26 protein-coding genes and 2 pseudogenes are annotated in these 22,032 nt (G+C 50.1%); 15 read left to right on the top strand and 13 right to left on the bottom strand.

What is annotated here, in order from left to right; translation table 11 throughout:
- Positions 1 to 125 precede the first annotated feature (125 nt).
- Positions 126 to 1,151, top strand: a complete 1,026-nt coding sequence (locus tag IEW70_RS02515; RefSeq protein WP_188646362.1) for an ABC transporter ATP-binding protein — start codon at positions 126 to 128, stop codon at positions 1,149 to 1,151.
- Between the two features lie 227 nt (positions 1,152 to 1,378).
- Here IEW70_RS02515 and IEW70_RS02510 read toward each other — a convergent pair.
- Positions 1,379 to 1,600 (bottom strand): annotated as a pseudogene (locus IEW70_RS02510) (NifU family protein); the annotation flags it as partial.
- 299 nt (positions 1,601 to 1,899) lie between these two features.
- Between IEW70_RS02510 and cysK the strand changes: the two are divergent.
- Genes cysK through IEW70_RS02495 form a run of 3 tightly spaced genes read left to right on the top strand, consistent with a single transcriptional unit; the run spans position 1,900 to position 4,314 of the window.
- The gene (gene cysK, locus IEW70_RS02505; protein ID WP_188646361.1) at positions 1,900 to 2,826 is read left to right on the top strand and encodes a cysteine synthase A; all 927 of its coding nucleotides are present in this window, start codon (positions 1,900 to 1,902) and stop codon (positions 2,824 to 2,826) included.
- Between the two features lie 3 nt (positions 2,827 to 2,829).
- Positions 2,830 to 3,966, top strand: coding sequence for a bifunctional cystathionine gamma-lyase/homocysteine desulfhydrase (locus tag IEW70_RS02500; RefSeq protein ID WP_188646360.1), 1,137 nt, complete (start codon positions 2,830 to 2,832; stop codon positions 3,964 to 3,966).
- Between the two features lie 21 nt (positions 3,967 to 3,987).
- Positions 3,988 to 4,314, top strand: coding sequence for a YuzD family protein (locus IEW70_RS02495; protein WP_188646359.1), 327 nt, complete (start codon positions 3,988 to 3,990; stop codon positions 4,312 to 4,314).
- Between the two features lie 49 nt (positions 4,315 to 4,363).
- Here the strand turns inward: IEW70_RS02495 and IEW70_RS17715 are convergent, their stop codons facing one another.
- The 5 genes from IEW70_RS17715 to srtD form a co-directional block, all read right to left on the bottom strand.
- Positions 4,364 to 4,546 (bottom strand): phospholipase D-like domain-containing protein, encoded by a 183-nt coding sequence (locus IEW70_RS17715; protein WP_229751778.1) that lies wholly within the window; start codon positions 4,544 to 4,546, stop codon positions 4,364 to 4,366.
- Entirely contained in the window at positions 4,543 to 5,550 is a 1,008-nt protein-coding gene (locus IEW70_RS02490; RefSeq protein ID WP_229751776.1) for a phospholipase D-like domain-containing protein, read from the bottom strand. The genes IEW70_RS17715 and IEW70_RS02490 overlap by 4 nt, the downstream gene beginning before the upstream one ends.
- Position 5,551: 1 nt before the next feature.
- Complete coding sequence (locus tag IEW70_RS17710; protein WP_229751774.1) at positions 5,552 to 5,809, bottom strand: hypothetical protein; 258 nt, start codon at positions 5,807 to 5,809, stop codon at positions 5,552 to 5,554.
- A 410-nt stretch (positions 5,810 to 6,219) separates the two neighbouring features.
- On the bottom strand, positions 6,220 to 6,708 hold the full coding sequence (locus tag IEW70_RS02485; protein WP_188646358.1) for an Hsp20/alpha crystallin family protein: 489 nt from the start codon (positions 6,706 to 6,708) through the stop codon (positions 6,220 to 6,222).
- Between the two features lie 141 nt (positions 6,709 to 6,849).
- Positions 6,850 to 7,464: a class D sortase, LPxTATN-specific gene (srtD, locus tag IEW70_RS02480; protein ID WP_188646357.1), complete on the bottom strand. Its 615-nt coding sequence runs from the start codon at positions 7,462 to 7,464 to the stop codon at positions 6,850 to 6,852.
- Positions 7,465 to 7,739: 275 nt separating this feature from the next.
- Here srtD and IEW70_RS02475 point away from each other — a divergent pair, with 275 nt between their 5' ends.
- Complete coding sequence (locus IEW70_RS02475; RefSeq protein WP_188646356.1) at positions 7,740 to 8,000, top strand: YuzB family protein; 261 nt, start codon at positions 7,740 to 7,742, stop codon at positions 7,998 to 8,000.
- A gap of 105 nt (positions 8,001 to 8,105) precedes the next feature.
- On the opposite strand, the gene IEW70_RS02470 is transcribed toward IEW70_RS02475, so the two are convergent.
- The gene (locus IEW70_RS02470; protein ID WP_188646355.1) at positions 8,106 to 9,173 is read right to left on the bottom strand and encodes an aminopeptidase; all 1,068 of its coding nucleotides are present in this window, start codon (positions 9,171 to 9,173) and stop codon (positions 8,106 to 8,108) included.
- 378 nt (positions 9,174 to 9,551) lie between these two features.
- Here IEW70_RS02470 and IEW70_RS02465 point away from each other — a divergent pair, with 378 nt between their 5' ends.
- The 4 genes and pseudogenes from IEW70_RS02465 to IEW70_RS02450 all read left to right on the top strand — a co-directional run.
- Positions 9,552 to 9,785, top strand: coding sequence for an aspartyl-phosphate phosphatase Spo0E family protein (locus IEW70_RS02465; protein ID WP_188646354.1), 234 nt, complete (start codon positions 9,552 to 9,554; stop codon positions 9,783 to 9,785).
- 101 nt (positions 9,786 to 9,886) lie between these two features.
- Positions 9,887 to 10,243, top strand: coding sequence for a HesB/IscA family protein (locus IEW70_RS02460; RefSeq protein ID WP_229751772.1), 357 nt, complete (start codon positions 9,887 to 9,889; stop codon positions 10,241 to 10,243).
- A 466-nt stretch (positions 10,244 to 10,709) separates the two neighbouring features.
- The gene (locus IEW70_RS02455) at positions 10,710 to 11,219 is read left to right on the top strand and encodes a DUF2179 domain-containing protein (protein ID WP_229751770.1); all 510 of its coding nucleotides are present in this window, start codon (positions 10,710 to 10,712) and stop codon (positions 11,217 to 11,219) included.
- 199 nt (positions 11,220 to 11,418) lie between these two features.
- Positions 11,419 to 11,988: pseudogene (locus tag IEW70_RS02450) on the top strand (RNA-guided endonuclease TnpB family protein); the annotation flags it as partial.
- 97 nt (positions 11,989 to 12,085) lie between these two features.
- On the opposite strand, the gene IEW70_RS02445 reads toward IEW70_RS02450, so the two are convergent.
- Positions 12,086 to 12,343, bottom strand: coding sequence for a hypothetical protein (locus tag IEW70_RS02445; RefSeq protein WP_188646351.1), 258 nt, complete (start codon positions 12,341 to 12,343; stop codon positions 12,086 to 12,088).
- 190 nt (positions 12,344 to 12,533) lie between these two features.
- The gene (locus IEW70_RS02440) at positions 12,534 to 13,541 is read right to left on the bottom strand and encodes an NAD(P)/FAD-dependent oxidoreductase (RefSeq protein ID WP_188646350.1); all 1,008 of its coding nucleotides are present in this window, start codon (positions 13,539 to 13,541) and stop codon (positions 12,534 to 12,536) included.
- Positions 13,542 to 13,885: 344 nt separating this feature from the next.
- Here IEW70_RS02440 and IEW70_RS02435 point away from each other — a divergent pair, with 344 nt between their 5' ends.
- Positions 13,886 to 15,088, top strand: a complete 1,203-nt coding sequence (locus IEW70_RS02435; RefSeq protein ID WP_188646349.1) for an NAD(P)/FAD-dependent oxidoreductase — start codon at positions 13,886 to 13,888, stop codon at positions 15,086 to 15,088.
- A 431-nt stretch (positions 15,089 to 15,519) separates the two neighbouring features.
- Positions 15,520 to 15,651: a YuiA family protein gene (locus IEW70_RS02430; RefSeq protein ID WP_188646686.1), complete on the top strand. Its 132-nt coding sequence runs from the start codon at positions 15,520 to 15,522 to the stop codon at positions 15,649 to 15,651.
- Positions 15,652 to 15,695: 44 nt separating this feature from the next.
- Here IEW70_RS02430 and IEW70_RS02425 read toward each other — a convergent pair whose 3' ends face one another.
- Positions 15,696 to 16,463, bottom strand: a complete 768-nt coding sequence (locus IEW70_RS02425; protein WP_229751768.1) for a chlorite dismutase family protein — start codon at positions 16,461 to 16,463, stop codon at positions 15,696 to 15,698.
- Positions 16,464 to 16,651: 188 nt separating this feature from the next.
- Between IEW70_RS02425 and IEW70_RS02420 the strand changes: the two genes are divergently transcribed.
- Positions 16,652 to 16,909 carry a YuiB family protein gene (locus IEW70_RS02420; protein ID WP_188646684.1) on the top strand — a complete coding sequence of 86 codons (258 nt, stop codon included), beginning with the start codon at positions 16,652 to 16,654 and terminating at the stop codon, positions 16,907 to 16,909.
- Between the two features lie 25 nt (positions 16,910 to 16,934).
- On the opposite strand, the gene IEW70_RS02415 is transcribed toward IEW70_RS02420, so the two are convergent.
- Positions 16,935 to 17,744, bottom strand: a complete 810-nt coding sequence (locus IEW70_RS02415) for a cobalamin-binding protein (RefSeq protein ID WP_188646348.1) — start codon at positions 17,742 to 17,744, stop codon at positions 16,935 to 16,937.
- 66 nt (positions 17,745 to 17,810) lie between these two features.
- On the opposite strand from IEW70_RS02415, the gene IEW70_RS02410 reads away from it, so the two are divergent.
- Entirely contained in the window at positions 17,811 to 18,380 is a 570-nt protein-coding gene (locus IEW70_RS02410) for a GNAT family N-acetyltransferase (protein ID WP_188646347.1), read from the top strand.
- Here IEW70_RS02410 and IEW70_RS02405 read toward each other — a convergent pair whose 3' ends face one another.
- Complete coding sequence (locus IEW70_RS02405) at positions 18,381 to 18,863, bottom strand: divergent PAP2 family protein (protein ID WP_188646346.1); 483 nt, start codon at positions 18,861 to 18,863, stop codon at positions 18,381 to 18,383.
- Between the two features lie 233 nt (positions 18,864 to 19,096).
- Between IEW70_RS02405 and IEW70_RS02400 the strand changes: the two genes are divergently transcribed.
- Positions 19,097 to 20,104, top strand: a complete 1,008-nt coding sequence (locus IEW70_RS02400) for a LacI family DNA-binding transcriptional regulator (protein WP_188646345.1) — start codon at positions 19,097 to 19,099, stop codon at positions 20,102 to 20,104.
- Between the two features lie 174 nt (positions 20,105 to 20,278).
- Here IEW70_RS02400 and IEW70_RS02395 read toward each other — a convergent pair whose 3' ends face one another.
- The gene (locus tag IEW70_RS02395; RefSeq protein WP_188646344.1) at positions 20,279 to 20,584 is read right to left on the bottom strand and encodes a hypothetical protein; all 306 of its coding nucleotides are present in this window, start codon (positions 20,582 to 20,584) and stop codon (positions 20,279 to 20,281) included.
- A 176-nt stretch (positions 20,585 to 20,760) separates the two neighbouring features.
- Here IEW70_RS02395 and IEW70_RS02390 point away from each other — a divergent pair, with 176 nt between their 5' ends.
- Positions 20,761 to 21,780, top strand: coding sequence for an asparaginase (locus IEW70_RS02390; RefSeq protein WP_188646343.1), 1,020 nt, complete (start codon positions 20,761 to 20,763; stop codon positions 21,778 to 21,780).
- The last annotated feature ends 252 nt before the right edge of the window (positions 21,781 to 22,032 follow it).

Genomic DNA, 22,032 nt, shown 5'->3' with positions numbered 1-22,032 from the left:
CAGGCTTTCGGAGAAAGAAGGAGATATGCTCGAATTAAGCGGGATCAACAGTTCCGTTGATGGACGCCCAGGCCTGACGGCATCGGCGATAAAGGCTCCGAGCATTGGCAGGGAGGGAAACCGAAATGAGCGGTATCGAGACCCATGTAGAAAAGATTCTGGAAGTCAAAAGTGTAAAAAAGCATTTCAAGTTGGGCAAGGGACAGGTGGTCCAAGCGGTAGATAATGTCTCCTTTGATGTATACAAGGGGGAAACGCTCGGGCTGGTGGGGGAGTCCGGCTGCGGCAAGTCCACGATTGGACGTACTATTATCCGTCTGTATAAGGCGACGGAGGGAGAAATCCTTTTTAAAGGAAAAGACGTCAACCGTTTGAAAGGAAAAGAACTGAAACGGTTCAACCGGGAAATGCAAATGATTTTCCAAGATCCCTATGCTTCATTGAATCCGCGGATGACCGTTTTGGATATCATTGCCGAAGGGTTGGACATCCATGATCTGGCTTCCGGGAAGGCTCGCCGCGAAAAAGTGGTGGAACTCTTGAAAACCGTGGGCCTAAATGAGGAGCATGCCGACCGTTTTCCCCACGAATTCAGCGGCGGGCAGCGGCAACGGATCGGAATTGCCCGGGCATTGGCGGTCGATCCAGACTTTATTATTGCGGACGAGCCCATTTCGGCACTGGATGTATCCATTCAGGCTCAGGTGGTTAACCTGATGAAAAAGTTGCAGCGGGAAAAAGGGTTGACCTATCTCTTTATCGCTCACGATTTGTCCATGGTGAAATATATCAGTGACCGGGTTGGCGTGATGTATCTCGGTAATCTGGTAGAGCTGGCAGACAGCCAGGAACTCTATGACAATCCGATGCATCCGTATACGGAAGCTTTGTTGTCTGCGGTGCCGATTCCAGACCCCAATGTGGAAAAGCGGCGGGAACGTATTATCCTGAAAGGGGATGTGCCCAGTCCGATCAACCCGCCCAGCGGATGCCGCTTCCGTACCCGTTGTCCCAAAGCGATGGATATCTGTGCCGAAGTAACACCCGTCTGGCAACAGGTGCGTCCGCTGCACTGGGTTTCCTGTCACTTGTATCAGGAAGATTCGCTGAAAAAAGAAGAAGCCAAAAAAGGGCCTGTTGCTGCTCGTTGAATCGGATAGACAACATCCCCGCGGCTGTCGCTGCGGGGATGTTTTTGAACAGACCGATCATCACCAGGTCCGGACCGATCAAGTGCAGCCGGTCGGTCCAATAGCGGGGGGCTGATTTGCTTTTTCTGCTGACATAGGCCCTATCGAAAGAAAATGATGTCAAAAAAGCAGTTAGGTCTAGTATATAAACAAAGCCCGCCGCGGGTTGTATGCGACGGGTTTTAGTGTTACAACACTTGTTCCACTTCGGTAACCCCTGGAACTTCTTCCATCAGGGCGCGTTCAATGCCGGCTTTCAGGGTAATGGTGGAGCTGGGGCAGCTGCCGCAGGCACCCAGCAGACGAACGCGAACCACTCCATCCTCGACTTCGACCAGTTCCACGTCACCGCCATCCCGCTGGATGAAGGGACGCAATTTATCCAACACTTCTTGTACTTGCTCTTCCATGGTGATGCTCCTTTCCACCACTTGCGTAGATTTTCGGGCAGTGACCCACCGGTTATCCGTTACGCCTGTAGTGACATTGTAATTTCTTTTCCCGATCAGTTCAATCCGAACGGGTAACTTGTGGGGATTTTCCCTTTCCATTATATATGAAATCCGGCGGAATGTCTTGAGGGTTTTGTGGAGGTTTCCATATATTTCTTTCCTGACTTTGATGCAGTGTTTTTTTCAGGCGGACAGACATGGTAAGATGAAAGAGGACTGTTTTTTAGGAAGAGATATCGCAAAAAGAGGGATGGCAAATGAAAAAAGTGTATGATGACATAAAAGAGCTGATCGGAAATACGCCGTTGGTCCGGGTAAAGGGCTTTTCTTTGCCAGAAGGGGTTAACATCTACGCCAAATTGGAGTATTTTAACCCTGGAGGCAGTGTGAAAGATCGTCTGGGCATGGAACTCATTCGTTCTGCCGAAGCTTCCGGCAAGTTGAAACCGGGCGGCACCATTATCGAGCCGACAGCAGGCAATACGGGGATCGGATTGGCCTTGGCCGCGGTCGGCACCGGCTATCGGGTGATTTTCGTTGTTCCGGAGAAATTTTCTCAGGAAAAGCAACAGCTGATGCGTGCGCTCGGGGCCCAGGTTGTAAACACCCCGACGGAAAAAGGGATGCGCGGAGCGATTGAAAAGGCGAAGGAGTTGGAAAAAGAAATCGAGGGGTCATATTGTCCCCAGCAGTTTGCCAATCCGGCCAACCCGGAAGCGCATTACAAAACCACCGGTCCGGAGATTTGGGATCAATTAGACGGCAATGTGGATATTTTTGTGGCTGGAGCCGGATCCGGCGGTACCTTCATGGGAGCAGCCCGCTACCTCAAAGAAAAAAATCCGAAGGTGAAAGCCGTTATCGTGGAACCGGAAGGGTCCATTTTAAACGGTGGAGAGCCCGGTCCCCACAAAACCGAAGGGATTGGCATGGAGTTTCTGCCGGAATATATGGACACCAGCTATTTTGATGCCATCTATACAGTGAAAGACCGGGATGCTTTTCAGATGGTCAAGGAGTTGTCCCGGCGAACGGGGATCCTGGCAGCCAGTTCGTCCGGAGCGGCATTTTATGCAGCTCTGCAAGAAGCGAAACAAGCCAAGCCGGGCACCAACATTGTCGTGGTGTTTCCGGACAGCAGTGAACGATATCTAAGTCAAAACATTTACGGAGAAGGTGAGTAAGTCATGCGACTGGATACCAAGCTGATTCACGGGGGTGTGTTCGGCGACGAGCATACCGGCGCAGTCAGTGTGCCGATTTATCAAGTGTCCACATATAAACAGGAAGCGATCGGTAAACATAAGGGCTATGAGTATTCCCGGACGGGGAACCCGACGCGGGAAGCGTTGGAATCTCTCATCGCTGATTTGGAGAACGGCAAGCGGGGGTTTGCCTTTGCTTCCGGGATGGCAGCCATCTCTACGGTGGTCTCTCTCTTTGACCAGGGAGATCATCTGGTGATCGGAGATGACGTGTACGGCGGGACCTACCGGGTGATGAGCAACGTATTCAATCGAATGGGGATCGAGTCCACCTTTGTCGACACCAGCCGGCCGGAAAACGTGGTGGAAGCGATTCGTCCCAACACGCGGGCGGTTTTGATGGAGACCCCCAGCAATCCGCTCCTGAAGGTGACGGACATTGAGGCAATGGCTGCGATTTGCCGTGAAAAAGAATTGCTTTTGATCGTCGATAACACCTTTATGACCCCTTACTGGCAAAACCCGCTGGATCTCGGGGCGGATATCGTGGTGCACAGCGCGACCAAATATCTCGGCGGTCACAGCGATGTAGTGGCAGGTTTGGTTGTAGTAAAGGATGAGGAATTGGGAGAGAAGATTCATTTCCTGCAAAACTCGATCGGCGGTGTGCTTCCTCCCCATGACTCCTGGCTGTTGATTCGCGGAATGAAGACGTTGGGCCTGCGTATGCGTCAACACGAAGCGAATACCCGCGAGCTGGCGGAGTGGCTGCAAAAGCGTTCGGATATTACCCAAGTGTATTATCCGGGCCTGAGCGATCATCCTGGTCACGATGTCGCAACCAAGCAAGCCCGCGGTTTCGGTGGCATGATTTCTTTTGATGTGGGTAGCGGGGAACGGGCGGAACAAGTACTTCAAAAGACCCGTTATTTCACTCTGGCAGAAAGCTTGGGAGCCGTAGAAAGCTTAATCTCTGTTCCGGCGCGCATGACTCACGCGTCCATCCCACCTCAGCGCCGGCAGGAGTTGGGGATTACTGACGGATTGATTCGGATCTCCGTCGGTGTGGAAGATATTGAGGACCTGCTGCAGGACCTGGATCAGGCACTCCGGGCGTAACATCCGGAAGGAGAGGGTTACATGAATCGCACAACCGCAGTGGAAGTACAAGTGTACGGGGCGGAAGAGCGCTGTGCCAGCTGTGTCAACCTGCCTTCGGCCCAGGAAACTGCTTCGTGGTTGGAAGCGGCTTTAGGACGGAAATTCGGGGAGCAGATTCGCGTGCGATATATCGATATTCATCACCCTGAACAAGAAGCAGAAGATGCAGTTTTCGTTAAACGGGTGATTGAGGAAGACATGTGGTACCCTGTTGTTGTGATCGATGGGGAAGTCGTAGGGGAAGGAAACCCCAAGCTGAAACGGATTCAAGAAAAGTTGGAACAACTTGGCCTGCGCCCGGTGTAAGCGTGACAAAGGCACCCATCAGGGTGCCTTTTCTGCTAAAAGGAAGGGCTTAGGGCAGTTGTCCTCCGGCTTGCTGATAGCGTGCCAAAAATTCCTGTTTATACTGATTGGCCACTGCAGCGTCGTGGATAAACAGCAGATTCTCATCGTTGGAATCATTACCGTTGGCACTCCAGTTGGTCGAACCCGTTATGACGGTGGGATCGCTGGAGGTGTCTACATCGACGATCATGTATTTATGGTGCAGCTTGGGTATACAGGATCGGGGTTTTTCCAGCGGGTGTTGGGATTGTCCTGACTGGTTTGGCTGGCTGTTCTTCCCGTCATATCGATGGAAGCGGACCACCATTGGTTCCAATAGTTGCTGTCGAAAACGCCTTTGATATCAAAACCGGTCAGACTTCCCTGCATATCGGAAGGGGATCCTTCCCACTTCACCTTCAATGTGTCCAGTATGGTTTGATCCGACCATGCGAAAATGTTGAAATAGGTATTGGTATTTGCCGAAGAGGTCAGGTATTGGTTTACTTTTCCCAGGGCGTTGTCTCCACCTGAGAAATATACTTCAACGTTTTTACCGCCCACTTGGACGACGTGGGAAGTGTTGTCTTGTTTTCTAGAGCCGAAATTGGAGTTTTCAGGATTGGGAGCAGTGGTATTGCTTCCCCACATCTCATTAAACTCGGTCTCGTAAATAGCAGCCAACTCTCCGGAATTCAACTCAATCGAGTTGTTTGTGTTCCCATCCAGGATACCGGCTTCCCTGTTGGCATCCGATCCGTACAGTCCGGTGGTGGTCAGGTTCCAGCTGCCCGTCCATACCCAGGTGTCATCGATGACGGCAAATTTGTTATGCATCTGGTTATCCGGTGCATAGTAGCTGCTTGCGGCTTTTTGTTCCCCCTCCGCCATCAGGTAACCGGTTATTGGCGAGCTGCCGACGGTAACGGTTTTTTGCGGAAAGTCCGCGTACCCATTGGCCGGTAATCCGTATTGGGATCGATAAGCGCTGTCTTCTACGGCAAATACCGCCGAATCGCCATATACATGGACATCGTCCGCCGTTTTTACACGGCCGTCTTTTCCTCGGATTAGCTTTTCGAGATAGACCCTCATCAGTTGATATCGCTCGGTGCTTTCTGCGTCGCTGGGGTCTTTGGCATCCACTATGACTCGTACCGGTACGCCGGCTGCAGCACGATGGATAAGGGCATCCACCATCCGGGGAAGATTCAACTCATATACGGCCAGATCTGGCTCCATTGATGCGGGTTAACAGGCGATCTTCGAGATTGACTTGATAATTGGCTTCATTTCCGGGCGAGGCGTATTGTTTCAGTGCGGATTTATTGAAATAGACATTGACAGCTCCGGGGCCCTCGTCCACCTGGTTGATGTGTTGAACAGTTGCAGCCTGGACGGGTTGCCCGTGGACAAATGAGACGGAGAGACATAAACCCATCGCCAAAATGAGAGAAAACATCTTTCTGAACAACCGAATCACCTCAATCTGTCATAGTAGAAATACCATGAGACATCGTAGCAAAATTTAATTAATATTATGTGAATTTTCACGGGCCTCATCCTATATCTTTGTTTAAAATACAAAACCCCCAAAAGGGGGTTTAACAAACTTTATGATCAAGGAAGAAGAAAGCACTTCTGTCAAGGTGCGACCTTTGAACACGTCTTATGGCGAATCGTGGGACGAGGCAAAAAAGCGAGCCATCGCACGACCGGGAACGAAAGCGATAGGGGAGTGACATGGCTCTGGGAGTACCGGTGCTCGTGGGTGCAATACAGTTCTTTATATTGGCTCGTGCCCCAGCAACGGCTCGGAACGGGATAGAATTACATCATCGGAGAGGGAGCACGGGCAGAAGTAAAGGCCTCCTGTCGGGGGTGTTACTCTTTCTCCGGATGGTTTTTCCGGCGAATGGTGATTTTTCGTCCCGGCTGTTTTTGGTTTTTGGGAATCTTGATATACAACATGCCATTGTGACTGTCGGCACTGATATGGTCTGGATCTGCATTGTTGGGCAATACGAAAGACCGGTGAAACATCCCATAACTACTTTCCATCACATGTACTTGCCCCTGTTTCTTTTGTTCGGAACGACGTTTCTTTTCTCCACGGATCGTTAGCGTATCTCCTTGGACTTCTACTTCGACATCCTCTGGTTCCAGGCCGGGCAGTTCGGCTTCGATCATATAGTGATCGGAGTGCTCCTCGATATTAAAGGCAGGCATAAAGATTCCACGCCCGCCGAAAAAATCGGCATCGGTGTAAAATGGATCACCAAAAAAACGTTGATAGGTGGGAGAGATTTCTTTGCGAAACTGATTGATTGGCTGACGGTCAAAAGGATCAAAACGCTGCAAGGAACCCATCATGGTGTAACCTCCTGTTTGGATTGTTTTTTTAGTATGACGCCATACAAGTGAATTATGCAGACGCGATGGGTCCGTGCGGTGTAAAAAACCGATATACCTAAGGGTATATCGGCGGAGACTGCTTACGGTACTAGGTTCGTTTTACTCTTTTGTGGGGTTGGCTTCGATCAGATCGGCACGGATCAAATACCGTTGGGGAGCACTGCCAACCATATTAAAGGGGTAACAGGTGATTAACGTGGCATCCGGTTTTTTATGGGGAACGATGACGGACCGGTCTTCATCGTCAACGATCCACGTTTTGCGAATTTGATAGGTATAGGTAAAGCCGTCTTTCATCTTGGCGTAGATCCGATCGCCGTTCTTCAACTCACCCACCCGCCGGAAGGCCGTCTCACGATGTCCAGCGAACACGGTGTGGCCGGTTTCTCCCGGAAGGACTGTCCCGTAACCGACGTATTGCCCTACCCCTTTGGCCAACTCTTTATCTCCGGTTCCATAAATGATCGGGACGATAACACCGATGCGGGGGATGACCAATTCTCCGATTTTCTCCCCTATTTTCGGAGTGTATTTCCGCTCGACGCCTTCCTCCTTGGACGGCTGTTTGTCCCGGTTATTCCAGTCGTCCGCAATCGCCATGGCCAGCTTGGGATCCTGGACAACGACACGCAGTTGGTCCCACCACTGATAACCGTTGTAGACGACAATGGAAGCTCCGACAATAATCAACAATATGGCGATTATGCGAACCACTTGTATGTTACCTCCTTGGGCAATTGATCAGGAGAGAAGTATTACCGGTTTCTTATCAAGGCGATATCGTACTCTGTATCTGTAAAAATAGACTCCGAATTTTACTCCATCGTTATTTTAGCTGACCATCGTAAGTTTTCCAACTGAAAATTCCAAACGCTGCGAAGGATGGCAGCGCCGTCTCATTCCATGGGGGATTTTTGTAAAATCGGGTTCATCGGACTATAATAAGGGAAATAAAGATAATCCTGTCCAACATGCAAGGAGTGCGCGACATGCGGCCGATGGTGGAATTTTGTTTGAACCGGTTGACGCCGGATGTGATAAAAATCAAAGAAGAGCTGGAGCAAGATCCCGAGTTGGATGTGTTGGAAACCAGCTGTCTCGGGAACTGTGAAATTTGTGCACAAACTCCCTATGCAATGGTGAATGGTGAAGTGGTAACAGGAAAAGATGGGGAAGAGCTGCTTCGTAACATTCGCCGAGCGATCGAAAAACAGCAATCCGACTTCGACGATTTGTTGGACTTGCTGTGACTTGCTCCACACGGTTCAGCTCCGTGAGAGATATGAAGATGGATTTTGTCAGCAAGCCTCAGGGTGCCTGGTCAGGCACCCTTTTTGCTGTGCAGCGTAGACTGTTTAAAAGGTCCACATGCCGTCCTTCTGTACCAATTGACCGTCAAGATAGATGGCACCGCCATTGCGCAAATCCTTTACCATGTCCCAGTGAACGGCGGATTGATTGGTGCCGCCGCACTCCTCATAAGCACGGCCCAGAGCCAAGTGAACGGTTCCGCCGATTTTTTCGTCAAAAAGGATATTTTTGGTGTGCTGTTGGATCCCGTTGTTGCAGCCGATACCCAACTCACCGACAAATCGGGCTCCGGCATCGGTTTCCAATATTTGATGGAGATAATCTTCCCCTTTGTCTGCGCGGGCTTCTACCACTTTGCCTTCTTTGAAAGTCAGGCGAATCCCGGAAACTTCGCGGCCGGAGAGTACCGCCGGCCATTCATATGTAATCGTACCTTCCGTGCAGTGTTCCTGAGGCGCATAGAAAAATTCTCCACCGGGCATGTTGTTTTCACCGCCGTCGATGACACCTGTTCGTCCTTCCAGACTGAGAGTGATATCGGTTCCAGATGCCACGATACGGACTTCCTTGGCTTCGTCAAAGCGTTTGGCCGCCTTTTCCATCGATGCCTTTAAAGCCTTCCAGTCGATATTGACAGCATTAAAAATAAAGTCCTCGTAAGCAGACAGGGACATTTCCGCATCCTGTGCCAGTGCCGGAGTGGGATAAGCGGTAACCAACCACTTGGCTTCATTCTTCATAAACCGTTCCATCAAAGGCATGGTGGCCTTGCTGTACCGTTGCAGCTTGGCAGGGTCGATGTCCGTCAGATCGCGTCGGTTTTCCGGAGCATCGATGGTGATTGTCGCGTCTGCGTTTTCCAACTGATAACGGATGATATCCGGTACTTGGTTCAATTGTTCGTCGCTGGCTTCTTCAAAGAAAATCCGGCGATAGGTAGCTCCCAAATTGACGATAGGGTGAGCTCCACGGCGAACAATTAATCGATATACTTCTTCGATCAAAGGGCGAGCCAGTGGAGAGGAGTTGATCAAAATCTGCTCTCCTTTTTTCGCGCGAATGGAATGATCGACGATCACGGCTGCCATTTTATTAATACGAGGATCAGCCAAAGCGATTCATCCTTCCTTATTAGAATACTCAACCATTTTGACACGACTGAACTCACCAGGGCAAGGCTTCGGGTGAATAATTCAAGGAATTGGACATTCATGGAATATTTGTTCTATTCTATTGAAAGGAGGCCGCGAACAAGGTACACTGTAAGAACACCCGTTCCTTAGGATATTCATCCCATCTATAGTGTATGATTGGAAAAAATCAGGAAGGACCAAGGTCGGACCGGTACCAGTACCTAAGGACTAAACCCCTAACATATAGTGCGTAAAATGGGAAAAGCGTATTTCAAAGCTTGTTTACATTGGGTATCATCAACATATCTGAAAAAAAACTTGTCTAATGCATGATCCTCGTTTACTGGGGGGTTGACGATGATATTCCAGAAAAGCTTGGAAGAAGAGATCGAATCTACACGTAAAGAAATGGAAAAAGCGGCGTTGGAATTGGGGCTTACTCATCCGCGTGTGATAGAAATCAGTCAAGAACTGGATGCGCTTCATAACCAATGGAACCGCTTGAATGAAGAAGTAAAAGAAAACAGTGAGATATACATGGTTCGTCCGTATGCGATGCCCTTGCGCGGGGTAGCAGCCGTTCGGGCATAAAAATAGAGTCGGGGGGTCTAGTTGTTTCTTGCACTGCTTCCCGGTATAATGGAATCAACATGATTACAGAGCGATTTCACACGATTAAGGAGGGAAGTCGCGTGATCGAACTATCCGAACGTGCCGGACACAAGATCCAGGAAATGCTGCAGGAAGAAGAGCAGCCCGACAAGCTGTATCTCCGAATCGGGGTAAAAGGCGGGGGATGCAGCGGCTTCACTTATGGAATGGGCTTTGATGAGACCAAAAAGCCGGAAGATACCGAACTGCTTCTTCACGGCATCCGGGTGTTGGTAGATCAAGAGAGTGAAAAATATGTACGCGGCCTGCAGATTGATTATAAAGAATCCATCATGGGCGGCGGGTTCACCATTCACAACCCCAACGCCACCGTCACCTGCGGCTGCGGACAATCCTTCCGAACGGCGACTGATAAAGGTACGCCGGAAGAGTGCTGATATAAAAGAGGGTGGAAATTTCCACCCTCTTTTATATTTGTTAAGACCAAGACCAAAGACCGAGCAGAGAAGCTCTTCCTCTACATCATTATTCGATAAAGCGACCGATTTTGTGTCCGTTTTTCATGATAAAGAGGTTCTCCCGTTTTTCATCGGAAGCACCAGGGAAAAATAACAGTACAATCGAGAAGAATGACACACCTCATGTGAAACCAAACTAGCTTGGGAGGTGGTTATTTTGACTCAACAGCACAAACAAATGTGGGATAAACAGGAACAAATCCACCGCATGGTGAACGAAGGATTGGGAGCTGGTCAGGTAGGAAAAGATTCCGGGTGACCCATCGCAAAACGGCATCCACCGGTGTGACCGGGGAGTGCCGTTTTTTCTTGTACACTCTTTTCAAAAGGAACAGGGCTGTTGTATGATGACTCTTGATGCTTGAATGTGAGGGAGGTGAGAGACGTGGGAGTGGTTTTGTTTATCTTGTTTATTCAGATTGCTTATGTGACCGTTTCCACGCTGCGCTTAATCGTCATGATGAAAGGAAATGCCAAACTGGCTGCTGTCATCAGCTTTGGAGAAATTTTTATTTATATGATTGGGCTGGCAACCGTACTGGATAATATGGATACTTGGTACAATCTGGTTGTTTACTGCTTGGGCTTTGCCATCGGGGTATATACGGGCTCTCTGATTGAGGAAAAAATGGCCATGGGATATGTAATGGTACAGGTGATCACCCGGCGGGAGGATTCCGATATGCCCCGTCAACTGCGGGAGGAAGGATTTGGCGTGACCTCATGGTTGGGGGAAGGATTGAGCGGTGAACGATTAGTGTTGATGGTGTTAACCAAAAGAAAACGGCAGAAGGAATTGGTGAACCATGTAAAGCGAATTGACCCCCAAGCTTTTTTGGTATCCTATGAACCCAAAACGTTTGTCGGTGGATTCTGGCTCAAACGCGCCCAATAGTTTGTGAGACGTCCTTCTGACAGTGGACGTCTTTTTATATCCATTATAAATAGCGACCGGGAAAACCCAGCCTTTTCGGGTTGGGATGAAAGCGAGCGTCGGACAAGGGGGCTTGCCCCCTCTCAACCGTCCGACAATTTTTTCGCCTAAAGACTGGAACATACGTTTCTTTAGCCCTTTTGTGCCGGTAGACAAATCCAAAGCCGTGGGCATCGACCTGGGCTTGAAACATTTCGCGATTCTCTCCAGTGGAGAGGTGATTCCCAACCCAAAACATCACCGGAAGTACGAAAAACAGTTGATCCGTTGGCAGCGGATTCTGTCCCGGAGACGAAAGGGCAGCCAAAACCGCAACAAAGCCCGATTAAAAGTGGCCCGGCTCTATGAGAAGATCCGCAACGGTCGGCAGGATTTCCTGTACAAGCTTTCGACTCGGCTCATCCGTGAAAACCAAACGGTATGCCTGGAAGATTTGCAAGTGCGGAATATGGTGAAGAACCGCCGGCTGGCCCGTGGCATTTCGGAGTCGGCGTGGTCCGAGTTCCGGTCCATGCTGGAATACAAAGCCCGCTGGTACGGGCGAAGGATCCGCCTCGTCGGGAAGACGTTCCCGTCCAGCCAGCTGTGTTTGCAATGCGGGTTCCGAAACAAAGAGGTGAAAAAGCTGAACGTGCGGGAGTGGACCTGTCCCGCATGCGGTGTTCACCACGACCGGGATCTCAATGCGGCGAAAAACATCCTCAAGGAAGGATTAAAGCCCGCAGGATAACGTTTTAGGCCGTGGGACACACGGTGTCAGCTTGGGGACTATACGGCTAAAGCTGGCAGGAAGAACCAAGAATCCCACGTCTTCAGGCGTGGGAGTGTCAAGGAAGACTCCTTTCGGCTACCATATGCAATTGGTAGTCGCCACACTGCCAGCAATACAGCGAGTGCGGGCATTGGTTGTAAGCGAGGTCGTCTTCGATCCCGTCTGTTTTTTTTAGGTCGTTGATGGGCCGGTATGGGCTATAATCGCCGAATAGGTCCAGCAAGCGTCCTATATCTTCCAGCGGCTGTCCGCACCGGGCACAATATACATATAAATCCGACAAACCGTTACAGACCGGGCATCCAGTCGTCATCATGAGTTCCCCCTTTTCAGTATGGGTACCAGGTTTAGCTTTTCACATACAGGGGGAAACATGCAACCAGAGAGCTCAGCCTGCTTGACATCAAAATAGCTCTTCTACCCGCTGCGCTCTTTGATGTCACAAAAATAAAATTCGCTGCTCGGCAGAAGAGCCTGTTCTTTAGGTGGATGTTGTCGGTATTTTACCATTTCATGTTGGAGCTGTGCCCCGGTTGCAAACGGGCTTTGGGGTCAATGTATTGCTTGGCATTGTTGACGGCAGTCGGAGCTTCACCGAAGCCCACAGCAATCAGTTTTACTTTGCCGGGGTATGTGGCGATGTCGCCGGCAGCATAAATGCCGGGAATGTTGGTTTCCATCCGGGAGTTGACCACAATCGCCCCTTTTTCAATTTCCAGGCCCCACTCTTGGATCGGTCCCAGGGAGGAAACGAAGCCGAAGCTGACGATGACGGCATCCACGTCCAGCTCTTCCGACACACCAGTTTTCTTGTCTCCGATCGTCACCTTTTCAATCCGTTGATCACCGTGGAGTTGGAGAATTTCCCGCGGTGTTACGACACGGACACTGGATTCCATCATCTTCTGTACACTGGTTTCATGGGCGCGGAATTGGTCCCTTCGATGGATAACGGTAACCTGTTCGGCGATAGGCTCCAGCATATTAGCCCAGTCAACTGCAGAGTCCCCGCCGCCGGCGATCAAGACACGCTTGTTTTTGAATTGTTGCAAATCGGTTACAAAGTAGTACAAGTTGATGCCTTCAAAGGACTCGGCCTCAGGGAGCGTTAACTTACGGGGTTCAAAAGCGCCGACACCGGCGGTGATGATGATGGTTTTGGAGAAATGGACGCCTTTGGTGGTGGTGATGTGAAAAATACCGGCAGGGGTCTTTTCCACATGCAGTACTTTTTCGTCGGTGCAGTAGACGGGTTGAAACAGTTCTGCTTGTTTCAAGAGGTTGTCCACCAACTCTTGTGCACGCACCTTCGGGAAGCCGGCTACGTCATATATGTATTTTTCCGGATACAACGCGGAAAGCTGACCACCGAGCTGGGGCATGCTCTCAATCACTTTCACCGAAGCGTTACGCATGCCGGCGTAGAAAGCGGCAAACAGTCCGGTCGGTCCACCGCCGATTACCGTAATGTCCATGATTCTTTGGTCTTGCTTGGCTGGGGTTTGAGACATCCATGGCACCTCCTGTGCACTGCGGTTTTCCCTTTAGCGGGTCGTTTAATCGTAGGATTTAACGTTTTGTCATTCGCCATCGTGATATGGTTTAGAAAGATGATAAGAAGACGACTTAGCAAAAATGGATCACAATACCTATCATACCATGTTTCCTCCATCGATTGAAAAGCGGGATACAGGATAAGGGGTCGTGCACTGTGGGAAAATGTTCTTTACAGCCCCCCTTGTCAAATCTAAGTGAAAAAATTATCATATTCTATGGTGTTATCCCGTAGGTTCGGGTTTCTTATTGTGAGAAGATACACATACAGGATCAAACTGAAAAATGGATGTGGTAAGTTATGGGTCTTCCCAAAATTGTGGTGTTGGGTGCCGGATATGGCGGTTTGATGACCATTACCGGTCTGCAAAAAAAGTTGAACGAAAATGAAGCAGAGGTCACATTGGTCAACCAAAATCCGTATCATTACGTTACTACCAAGCTTCATGAACCGGCTGCCGGAACCCTGGATCCGGATTATGCTCGGGTAAACATTTCGGATGTGATCGATGAACGGAAAGTGAAGTTCATTCAGGATGTTGTGACCAAGATCGACAAAGACAATAAAGAAGTGCATTTGAAAGGTGCTTCTGAACCACTGAAGTATGACTACTTGGTCATCGGTCTGGGCAGTGCTCCGGAAACCTTCGGTATTGAAGGTCTGCTGGAAAATGCTTTCTTTATTCGCGACTTGAACGGTGTACGGAAAATCCGGGAGCATATCGAATATCAATTTTCTCAATACCATCAAGTGGACGAAAGCAAACGGGATGAACTGGTGACGATTATCGTCGGCGGCGCCGGATTTACCGGAATTGAATTTGTGGGTGAACTGGTGGATCGTATTCCGCAACTGTGCCGTGAGTTTGACATCCCGCGGGAAAAAGTGCGCCTGATTAACATTGAGGCGGCACCGACGGTGCTTCCCGGCTTTGACAAAGAGCTCGTCGACTATGCGGTGAATTACCTGGAGGGGAAAGGTGTGGAATTCCGCATCAACACCCCGATCGAACAATGTAAAGAAGACGGCGTCATTCTCAAAGGCGGCGAAGAAATCAAATCCGCAACCGTCGTTTGGACCGGTGGTGTCCGCGGCAATAAATTGGTGGAAGAATCCGGGATCGAAACCATGCGCGGCCGGGTAAAAGTGGACCAGTACCTGCGTGCACCGGGTCATGAAGATATTTTTATCATCGGTGACAGCTCGCTGGTCATTAATGAAGAAAATGAGCGCCCCTATCCGCCGACCGCTCAAATCGCCATGCAGCAAGGGCAAAATGTAGTGAAAAACCTGGTGGCAATCCTGCGCGGCGGTTCGATGGAACCGTTCAAATTCCACCTCAAAGGTACACTGGCATCACTGGGCAGTCACTCTGCCATGGGGATCGTGGGCAAGAAAAAAATATACGGCAAACCAGCCCTGATCCTGAAACGCCTCAACGATGCCCGTTGGTATTTCATTATCGGCGGCCTGGGCTTGGCGATGAAAAAGTTCAAGCTGTAATCGATCATCAGACCGTTCCGAAAGAAACGGTAGTAAATGACAACAACTAAAGTTCATAAGAGCACCGAGAAGCTCTTCTGCTGAGTCGCGACATATGAACGATGGAATCAGCGAAAAAAGTGGGACCGAGTTACGAGCCATAGCAAGCATTTCCTTTGGCTCGTGCCTCGGTCCTCCTTTTAAGCAGTTGAATATTTGTGATGTCTCTGCCTACTTGAATTTTGACAATTCTGTAAACAATAACTGAAATTCAACGGAAGCAGGAGGTTTCATGAGATGTACATCGTATGTATCCGCTTACACAAGGGATGAGGCTGGAAATTGACAAAATGTACCGCTTTATTTTTCAGATAGAATCCTGTATCATTATCTGAAAATTAACGAAATATAAGTACGGAAAGCACAGAAGGGGGTTGAGTCAGATGACGACCATGGTATTGACCAGCACCGATGAGAAATGTATCTACTGCGATGGTGACGGCTACGTTCAGCTGTTACTGGGCGGTTCCGAAACCTGTAGCTGCTGCCAGGGAACGGGCAGACAGACAAACGAAGCGAAATAACGGAGAAGCCCCCGGATTCCATAAGCCGGGGGCTTTTTTTGGAATTACAAAGTATTCAGGGTGTCGAGAATCTCATCGTGGTGAATGCAGGTAAACATGGGGACATCCCGCAGTGTATACCGGCTAGCTTCTGTTTCCCGCAATTCCTGCACCAGCTCGAGGAAGTCTTTCACCTCATCGGTTTCAAAGGCGACCACGAACTCCTGGTCATCAATGCCGAAGCTGTATGTCGTGTTCAGCTTTACCGAGGGGTATTTGCTGCCCACTTGAATATGCTCGTCCATCATGCCTTGACGAGTGGGATAGGAGAGTTGATACCAATCCCGAGTTTTGATGAAGGGATAGACGAACAGATACTTTTTCGATCCGGGGATGATATAGATCCGCGGGTTTTGGTGGTTGGGGTCCATGCGGTCTACATAGACACTCCGTTTGGTCAAGGATAAATAGGAGTAGGTAACTTCTAGATATTGTCCCAATCCTGTATGCATCAGCTTGGTGGTCATCTCCTGAAAATCTTCCACACGTTTGGAGATGCGCCACAGCATAAACTCAGCATCGGCACGGATGCCCATCATGGAATAGGAATGAATCATCATCCCGTCTTTGCCTTGGTACTCTTGGACGACTTCTGCAAATTCCCGTTTCCCTTTATCCTGTTCCTCTTGGCTCAGACGGCGCCAAGCAGGGTCCACTTTGAAAAAGATAAAATTGACGAACTGGGTCGGCAGGTTTTTGCGCTCGCCTCCCGCTGGTTGTCCGGATGCTCCCGGGCGGCCCATGGGAGGTCTTCCGCCGGTTTGTGGACGCATAGTTAGTCCTCCTCTCGTTGAATCCACTTTCAATTGTACCGAATGGCGAATGCTCAAGCAAACCCGTCCCCTTTATGTTCGGTAGAATGACACAGCTTTCCGTAGAGAAACGGGGTGAATTGACCGGGAAAGGGTTTTCTTGTAGACTATGGGAGAAATACAACCGGGTGGAGGCGATGGCGGTGACGATGAGTTTACCTCAATATCTGATTGGTATTCCGTTGTTTGCATTTATGGGCTTCGGTATTTCTTTCATCCTGAACATGATTTTAAAAACCACCTGGCTGCCCGTCGTGTTATATGCAGGGGTTTTGGCCTATTTTTTCGTTACGATGGGGGAGCTGAAAAACGGAGATTATCTGATGCTGTTCACAGGCATGTTCGGCATTGCTTTGGGCGGATGGACGATTCATACCCTTCGTGTCAAAGGATATCGGATGTTTTGAAGACTTGCGGAGTCGCAGGTCTTTTTTATAGGGACAAGGGGTTGTTCGGATCCGGGGGATCAAAACGGTCCGGATACAAGAGATGCGCAAGGTGTTCGATTCCGGTTAAAATCCGTTGCGAGGGACGGCAGAACCAACCCTCTTCAAGAATATGGATACGGTTTTCTTTAGCAAAAGGCTGTCCTTTCCACACTTCACGGGAGAGGATGGTCTTCTTTTTTACCCGGTGTATCGGAACACCGGTCCATACCACCAAAATGACTTCGGGCTGGCGGCGGACCACTTCTTCCCAATTTGTTTGCACACTTTGTCCGGGTTCGTCGCCGAAGACATTGACGGCGCCGACGATACGGCTCACATCGGTTAGCCAGTTGTCTCTGCCGGGAGTAAACACCGGCTTGGGCCACCATTCCCAATATAAGCGAGTCGGGTTGGAATGGGGGATTCGTTCTTGGATGCGCTGCAGACGCTCCTCAAACCGCCGGGCTGCCTCAGCCGCTTTTTCTTCAACCCCTGCATAAGCGCCTACCCGAAGCATGTCGGCAGGAATACCCTCTATATTGTCGGGGTATAAAACGAGATAGGGAATGCCTCTTTTCTGTAAAGCTTCGATGTTTTTTTCCATTCCGGGAACACTAAGGGAAGCAAGAACCCAATCCGGCTTCAGAGATTCGAGCTTGCCCATGTCAATGGAAAGATCCGGGCCTAAGCGGGGAAGCTTTTCCACTTCCTGCGGCCAATCGGAATAATCATCGATGCCTACAACCTGGTCCAGCAGTCCGAGAGCATGCAAAATCTCGGTATTGCTGGGGCAAATAGAAACGATTCTCGGCATGGAGATCTCCCCCTTTTCATGTATAGAGACTCGAGCAAATCAACAGAAAGGAGTTTCACTATATCTATGGCTTTGCAACTGACCCGAATGTTTCCGACAGCATTTCGTGATCGACGCGTGTATCGCGGGAAGGAAGGAGAGAAGATCGTTCTGCGGCCCGCCACCCGGGAAGATGCGCCGGAACTGACCAAAAGGTTGGCGCGTGTGGTCAAAGAAGGTATTTATCTGGATGAAAATCCCGACAACTTGCCAACGCACCGAGAAAAACGGGATGAAATCCGAGAAATCCACAGAAACAAGGGAATGTATACTGTGGTGGAGGTGGAGGGCAAAATCGCCGGAGCTGCTATGTTGCGGCGCGGTTCCAAAGGGATCAGCGACCATACGGCCAAGTTTAGGACATGGCTGGTCCCGGGTTACCGCGGCATGGGACTTGGGAAAAAGCTGATGGAATACACGATTGATTGGGCCCATGCCAACGGATTGGAAAAGATCAATCTGGATGTCTGGTCCAGCAATGACCGGGCCATTCAGTTATATAAAAAGTACGGATTTCGTGTAGAAGGACGGCTGCGCCGTCAGGCCATTCTGCAAGGACAATATGTGGATGAAGTATTCATGAGCTTGTTTTTATAATTAAAACCACAGCCAATACCAGAGCAATGCAACACCGATTCCAAACCATCCGCCGGCGATCACTTCGATCGGCTGATGGCCCAATATTTCTTTTAACTTCACCCCTCTCTCCCGGGGGGATTTTTCCTTCATTTGCCGCAATTCCACGACCAACTGGGCAAAGTCTTCGGCCAATTGGTTCAAGACTTTGGCTTGCATTCCCGCCTGTCGGCGTACGCCGGTGGCATCGTACATCACAATCAGCGCCAAAATGGTAGTGATGGCAAAGTGCGGGGAGCCAAACCCCTCTGCCATTCCGATTGCGGTAGCCAGCGAAGTCACCGCAGCGGAATGGCCGCTGGGCATGCCTCCTGTATTAAATACCCAACCCCAATCCCACTCCCGGGTGATGGTATAGTTCCAGGGAACTTTCAGCAGTTGAGCCAGTGTGATTGCGGTCAGGGAAGTCCATAGGGGATAATTGCTCAATAACGGTTCGAACATGAGACCCTTCGCTTCCTTTCAACATCGTATCGCGTATAAGAGTGTTAAGTTCGTCAATTGGATATACACAATACAGTTTATCTCAATTGATATGTCGGATACCAGACTTTATCGAAAAGAGAAACCGGTTTCTCAGTCACTACCGGTTTCTGAAATTTGGCGCTAATGATTCTTGACAGGAATTGATCGGATTCGCTATTCTGATTTCGAAAACGCTTTCGAGGGGGATCGGCATGTCCATTACCATTAAAGACATTGCTAAACAGGCAGGTGTGTCTGTGACAACGGTATCCCGTGCGCTCAATGGTTATCCCGATATCAAACCGGAGACGCGTCAACGGATTCTTCGGATCGCAGCGGAAGCCAACTACCACCCCAGTGCCATCGCCCGCAGCTTGGTTATGAAAAAGTCTCGGGCCATCGGTTTGATTATCTCGGAGTTAACCGATTTGGGTTCCGGCTATCATATGTTGTTTGATGTGATCCGAGGGGTAAATGACCAAGCGATGGCTTTGGGATATGATCTGATTCTGTCGGCAACGGACCCCGAGCAACAAAGGGAGATTCCCTATATAGAACTATGTCAACGCCGTCAGCTGGAGGGCGTTGTCCTGATGGGGGTTCGGACGGATGATCCGTATCTGAAAGAGGTACTGGACGCCTCGGTTCCTTGCGCACTGGTCGATATCCCCCTCACGGCAGATTCGTGTACTTATGTAACCCTGGACAATGTCCAGGGAGCCAAACTGGCTGTCCAGCACCTTGTCGAACGGGGACATCGCCGGATTGGGCTGATCAATGGACATAACCAAGCTTTTGTCAGTCGGGAACGATGGAAAGGATATGGTGAAGGGTTGAAAGAGGCCGGGATTCCCCTGCGGGAAGAGTGGGTGGCTTACGGAGATTTTGAGCAGGAATCCGGGGCCGAATGTATCGAGAATCTCCTGGCGGCTGATCCGGAATTAACTGCCGTATTTTGTGCCAGCGATATAATGGCCATCGGTGCGATTCAGCGTTTGAAACAATTGGGGAAACGAGTTCCGGAAGATGTGGCGGTGGTGGGGTTTGACGGCCTTGAGCTGACCCAGTTTCTCACCCCTTCGGTTACTACCATCGTACAACCAAGGCACCGCTTCGGAGTGGAGGCGGTCAATCTGTTGGTGAGGATGATGGCAGGTGAAACACCGGAACCGATTATCCTTAATCCGGAACTGCGAGAGGGACAGAGTACGGGCAAATGAAAAAACACCGCTCGAGGCGGTGTGAAGCCAGAGTTTATGGCTGGGAATGAAAGAGGCTTTAGCCCAAGTTGCGGCCTTCGAATAATGTATCCCAGCCCCAAACCGTGGGGCCGAGGCAAATGTAGCCGTCGCGCGACAGGAAACAGTGTACGATCAAGCGATGAGACTTTTCCATCAATGACAACCGGATGAAGGTTTCCTTCGTTTATTCCCCGTCTTTTTTTGTTCATAAGCAAACCAGCGGCCAGCCAACGCAAACAGAAACAGAACGATGCCAATGACCAAGGTCCATCCACCGGGAGTGTTGGCAAACCATTCTTGGATATGGGAAGGGTCTTTGGCTGCGGTATCTACCGCTTGGCTGGAAGGAACGATCACAGCCAAGTACAGCCCCAGCAACATCAAAATCAATCCGGCCACTTGGGCAACCAAAAAAAATGCACGACCCGAGCCTTTAAACATCTGTTTGTATGATTTCATCGGTGCCCCGCCTTTCTTCGGGTGTGTTTTATGTTATGAAGAAAGCGAGTCCGAATTTCCGGTCATACCGTCTTTTTTTGACTCTTTCACCCGGCATATTCTATTCAAGCTGTTGGAATATTTCATATTCTGGTAATGATCTCTGTGATAAAGCATGTCATCGAAGGAGGCTGGCGGTGAACATTATTGCCAATGTATACCGGGGAGGAGCCGTCGAAAGCTCCCATTCCGGCCATGTGGCTGTGGTGGATGTGGAAGGGCGGCTGCGCTATTTTTACGGGGATCCCTATCGGATGACATATGGCCGATCGGTCATGAAGCCCATTCAGGCCATTCCGGTGATTACCACCGGAACTGCAGAGCGGTTTGCGTTGGATGAGGCTGATCTGGCTTTGTGCTGCGGTTCCCACAGCGGAGACCCGCGGCATCGTGCCCGCGTTTATGACATGCTGAGGCGCGCAGGACAGAAAGAAGCGGTTTTGCAATGCGGGACCCATGTTCCAAGGGATACGGAGAGCTATCACCGGTTGATTCGGGAACAAAAACCGCTTACGCCTGTTTACAGCAATTGTTCCGGAAAACATGCCGGGATGGTAGCCACGGCGGTTCACATGGGAGAAGATTTGGCGACGTATCACTTGCTGGACCATCCTGTTCAGCGCCGTATTTTGGACATGGTAGCGGAAATGACTCGATATCCCCGAAAACGGATCTCCATCGGGGTGGACGGTTGCAGCGTTCCAGCCCATCGGTTGCCCTTGTTTCACTTGGCTTGGGCCTATGCCCGTCTTGCAGCTCCCAGAAGCATCTCGCCCGGCTATGTGCGGGAAGCGGCAGTCCGGATCGCCAATGCCATGACCGCCCAACCGGAAATGGTGGCAGGCCGGGGTCGATACTGTACGGATTTGATGGAGGCTTTCGGCGGACGCATCATCGGCAAGCTGGGAGCGGAAGCGGTATATTGTGTGGCAGATCGGGAATGGGGGCTTGGCATTGCCGTCAAAATCGAAGATGGTGCGGAGCGTGTACTGTACACGGTAGTTAATGAGGTATTGCGGCAGTTACGGATTGGAACGGATGGGGCTTTGGACCGGTTGGCGAAGTATACAGCTCCCGATGTTAAAAACATGAGCGGAAAAGCAGTCGGCCAAATCCAGGCGGATTTTATGCTGCGCCTGGCGGAGAGGAAACGGTAACCAAAAGTCGCCCCTCCATTCGTTCTCAAAGATGAACTTTGTCAGCCATTTTGAAGCCCTTCCTGAGCAGGAAGGGCTACTTCCTTTGCTTCTATCCCTATGACCTGATAACCCTCTTTCGAGGTGCCAACAGCACGTAGCAGGGGCTTCATCCCTATGTGCCGGGGTTATCCTTCCCATCCCCTGTGTTACACCGAAAATGGAATGAAAATCCGATTGTATCCACGGTCCCGAAAAGGGAGAAAAACCCTG

The organism is Marinithermofilum abyssi, from assembly GCF_014641195.1.
Taxonomy (GTDB): Bacteria; Bacillota; Bacilli; order Thermoactinomycetales; family DSM-45169; genus Marinithermofilum; species Marinithermofilum abyssi.
This window is presented reverse-complemented; position numbering and strand designations above follow the sequence as displayed.

Coding starts and splice junctions, on each gene's coding strand:
- IEW70_RS02515 (WP_188646362.1), top strand. CDS start 126: ATGAGCGGTATCGAGACCCATGTAGAAAAGATTCTGGAAGTCAAAAGT.
- cysK (WP_188646361.1), top strand. CDS start 1,900: ATGAAAAAAGTGTATGATGACATAAAAGAGCTGATCGGAAATACGCCG.
- IEW70_RS02500 (WP_188646360.1), top strand. CDS start 2,830: ATGCGACTGGATACCAAGCTGATTCACGGGGGTGTGTTCGGCGACGAG.
- IEW70_RS02495 (WP_188646359.1), top strand. CDS start 3,988: ATGAATCGCACAACCGCAGTGGAAGTACAAGTGTACGGGGCGGAAGAG.
- IEW70_RS17715 (WP_229751778.1), bottom strand. CDS start 4,546: ATGATCGTCGATGTAGACACCTCCAGCGATCCCACCGTCATAACGGGT.
- IEW70_RS02485 (WP_188646358.1), bottom strand. CDS start 6,708: ATGATGGGTTCCTTGCAGCGTTTTGATCCTTTTGACCGTCAGCCAATC.
- IEW70_RS02475 (WP_188646356.1), top strand. CDS start 7,740: ATGCGGCCGATGGTGGAATTTTGTTTGAACCGGTTGACGCCGGATGTG.
- IEW70_RS02465 (WP_188646354.1), top strand. CDS start 9,552: ATGATATTCCAGAAAAGCTTGGAAGAAGAGATCGAATCTACACGTAAA.
- IEW70_RS02445 (WP_188646351.1), bottom strand. CDS start 12,343: ATGACGACTGGATGCCCGGTCTGTAACGGTTTGTCGGATTTATATGTA.
- IEW70_RS02440 (WP_188646350.1), bottom strand. CDS start 13,541: ATGTCTCAAACCCCAGCCAAGCAAGACCAAAGAATCATGGACATTACG.
- IEW70_RS02435 (WP_188646349.1), top strand. CDS start 13,886: ATGGGTCTTCCCAAAATTGTGGTGTTGGGTGCCGGATATGGCGGTTTG.
- IEW70_RS02430 (WP_188646686.1), top strand. CDS start 15,520: ATGGTATTGACCAGCACCGATGAGAAATGTATCTACTGCGATGGTGAC.
- IEW70_RS02425 (WP_229751768.1), bottom strand. CDS start 16,463: ATGCGTCCACAAACCGGCGGAAGACCTCCCATGGGCCGCCCGGGAGCA.
- IEW70_RS02420 (WP_188646684.1), top strand. CDS start 16,652: ATGAGTTTACCTCAATATCTGATTGGTATTCCGTTGTTTGCATTTATG.
- IEW70_RS02415 (WP_188646348.1), bottom strand. CDS start 17,744: ATGCCGAGAATCGTTTCTATTTGCCCCAGCAATACCGAGATTTTGCAT.
- IEW70_RS02410 (WP_188646347.1), top strand. CDS start 17,811: ATGGCTTTGCAACTGACCCGAATGTTTCCGACAGCATTTCGTGATCGA.
- IEW70_RS02405 (WP_188646346.1), bottom strand. CDS start 18,863: ATGTTCGAACCGTTATTGAGCAATTATCCCCTATGGACTTCCCTGACC.
- IEW70_RS02400 (WP_188646345.1), top strand. CDS start 19,097: ATGTCCATTACCATTAAAGACATTGCTAAACAGGCAGGTGTGTCTGTG.
- IEW70_RS02395 (WP_188646344.1), bottom strand. CDS start 20,584: ATGAAATCATACAAACAGATGTTTAAAGGCTCGGGTCGTGCATTTTTT.